Source organism: Kitasatospora sp. NPDC091257 (assembly GCF_044757675.1).
Classification (GTDB): domain Bacteria; phylum Actinomycetota; class Actinomycetes; order Streptomycetales; family Streptomycetaceae; genus Kitasatospora; species Kitasatospora lactacystinica.
This window is the reverse complement of the sequence record NZ_JBIVVI010001158.1, coordinates 1-2,850: the sequence shown is the minus strand read 5'-3', so window position 1 is coordinate 2,850 and position 2,850 is coordinate 1. Positions and strand designations below refer to the sequence as shown.

Here is a 2,850-nt window from a genome sequence, read left to right as displayed (position 1 = left end):
AGTGGGGGTGCCTGGTCAGGCCTGGGCGTCCCTGGTGTCCAGGTGGTCGGCGAGATCCGCGATCGTGACGTAGCGGAACAGGTCGACCATGGAGACCCGGATGTCCATGATCTTCTGGATGCTCTGGGCGATCCGGAGTGCGGCCAGCGAGTCCACCCCGAGCGCGAACGAGGTGTCATGCACGTTGAGCTCGGTGAGATCGAGCTCGCGGGCCCAGATCCGGGCGAGCGCGCGCTCGGTGTCGCTGAACTCGCCGCTCTCCTTGCCGAAGAGCTTTGGCTCGCCGTCGGACGGCGTGCCGTCCGACGGCGCGGCGGATTCGCCGGCACTGCCGCGGGCCGCGGCGATGGCCTGCTGGATCGGGACGGCCAGCACCAGCGGCGCGCGACGCAGCAGCTCCGCGAGCTCGCTGGACCCGCCCAGCTTGCGGTAGTTGACCTCGCCGACGATCACCGGGGTGCAGGCCGAGGCGAGGATCTCCTCGAAGCTGCTGAGACCGTCCTCGACCGATACCGACCGGAAGAAGCCCTGGTCCTGCTGGACTCCGTGGTCGAAGGCCATGCCGGTTTCCAGCCAGTCACTCCAGTCGACCGTCACCGTCCACCGGCCGCGCGCGGAGCGCTGCTCGGCGAACTGGTCCAAGTAGCTGTTGGCGGCAGTGTAGTCGCCTTGCCCGGCCGCGCCGAAGATCGCCACCGTGGAACCGAAGTTGACCATGCAATCCGGCGGATCGTCCTGGGTGACGAGGTCCAGCACGGTGGCGCCGAGCACTTTGGGGTTCAGAGTACGACGGAAGGTCTCCGCGTCCTTGCGGAAGAGGAAGCCGTCTCCGGCGACACCGGCCGCGTGGACGACGCAGCCGATCGCGCCGAGATCGGCGCGGATCTTCGCGACGACTCCCTCCATGACCGTCAGGTCGGTGACGTCACCGGAGTAGCTGCGAACTTCGGCGCCGTTCCGTTCCAGTTCACGCAGTGCCTCGATCTGCCCGCGCACCTTGGCGTCGGTGACCTCGTCCCACCGCTCGCGCGGCGGCAGTTCGGTGCGGTTGACCAGGGCTAGCCGCGCACCCGGCCCCGAGCGGCTCAGATGGCGGGCGACCGCGAGTCCGAGTCCGCCCAGACCGCCGGTGATGAGGTACACCCCGCCCGGGCGGACCGGCGCGGACCTCGGCTGCTCCCGCAGGTGCACCGGTGCGAGCTCCGCGACGTACCGGTGCCCGTCGCGCAGCGCGACGGTGGCGGGTGTCCGGGCTCCGAGCAGTTCGGCACAGACGGCCTCGGCGCCGGTGTCGCCGGCGATGTCGAGGCAGAACACGTCGGTGTTCCTGTACTCCTGTCCGATCACTTTCGCCAGGCCGAAGAGCGTCGCGTGGACCGGGGCCGTCTCCGGCTCGGTGCCGGTCACCCGCGCCACCGAGGGGGCGACCACGCTGAACCCGGCCGGGGCCACGCCGCGCTCGGAGAGGCTGCGGGCCAAGTGGAACAGGCTGTGGACGCCGTGGCCGAGCCTGGCCTCCAGGAGCGACAGATCCTGCTGGACGCCGCCGTCGGCAGGGGCCGCGACGTGCACGACCTCGTCCGGGAGCTCCGCACCGAGTGCGTCCAGCAGTCGACCGAAACCCTCCGGGGTGGGCGGCACTTCGTACCGGTCCGGAACTGTCTGCTGCCACCGGTCTGCGAGTACCGCCTCGGCGACGCTGACGCCGCGCGCACGCAGTGCGGCACTCAGCTCGGCGCTGATGCTGCCCTGCTCGCCGATCACCAGGACCCGGGCGGGCGGGGCCTGGCGCTCCTCGGGTGCCGGTGCCGGGACCCATCGGAGGGTGTGATGACGGGTGTGCGGGCGCAGCTGGGCGACTGTGCGCTTGGCGTCGGCGACGCGCTTCACGGTGAAGCCGCGGATCTCGGCAGCGGTGGTCCCCGACTCGTCGCAGATCACCACGTCGACCTTGCGGAACTCGGCGTTGTTCACATAGCCCGGATGCGGTTGGACGAAGCTCAGGCCGCGAGCGGGTAGCGGGCCGTGCAGGAGCAGCGAGTCGTAGCCGACCGGGAGGAAGAAGTCCCTTTCGCCGAGGGCGAGTCGACGGTCATCGGGAGTCTCCAGGACGGCGAAGCCACTGAAGCCGGTGGCCTGATCGAGCAGGGTCGGGTGCAGGAGGTGGTCCTGGCACTCGGCCCGGTACTGCTCGGGCAGGTCGAGTATGCCGAGGGCGGCCCGGATGCCGAGGTGCACGGTCGGGAGGCTGCTCCGCCAGCGATCGCCGAACTCCATCACCTTGTGCTCGGTCTGCCGCCGGGCGATGTCCACGCTCTCCAGTGAGCAGAGCTCACGCAGAGCTGCCGGATCCTGCGGCGGCGCGGGTGCGGTGTGCGGCTTGACACTCACCATGCCCTGGACGTGCACCGTCCAGTGGTCGCTCGCCGGGTCGTGACTGGCGACGGTGAACTCGGCCTGCAGGTCGTCGATTTCCCGGACGGTCGTGTGTGCGGTCCGTGGGGCTCCTTCCTGCACCAGCAACGGGACGAGGAAGGTGACGTCGCAGAGCTCGGTGACCGGCCGGCCGAAGTGCAGGGAGACGGCGGCGCGGGCCATCTCCAGGTAGGTGGTTCCGGGGACGATCGCCTCTCCGAGCAGCTTGTGTTCGGAGAGTACCCAGTGCAGCTCCAGCGAGAACTCGGTGAGGAAGACGGACTGGCCCATCGACCGGAGCAGGACCTGGTCCAGCAACGGGTGCGGGCCGGGCGTGCGCTGGACCGCCGCCTGCGGGATCTGGGGTTCGAGCCAGTAGCGCTTGTGTTGGAAGGGGTAGGTGGGGAGGGGGATGCGGCGGCGTTGTTGGTGGGT

At 70.1% G+C, this 2,850-nt stretch carries 1 protein-coding gene; it reads right to left on the bottom strand.

The window, feature by feature from the left end; genetic code table 11:
• Window positions 1-15 precede the first annotated feature (15 nt).
• A partial coding sequence (locus ACIQOV_RS35750; protein ID WP_401054990.1) for an SDR family NAD(P)-dependent oxidoreductase occupies window positions 16-2,850 on the bottom strand: 2,835 nt, incomplete at its 5' end.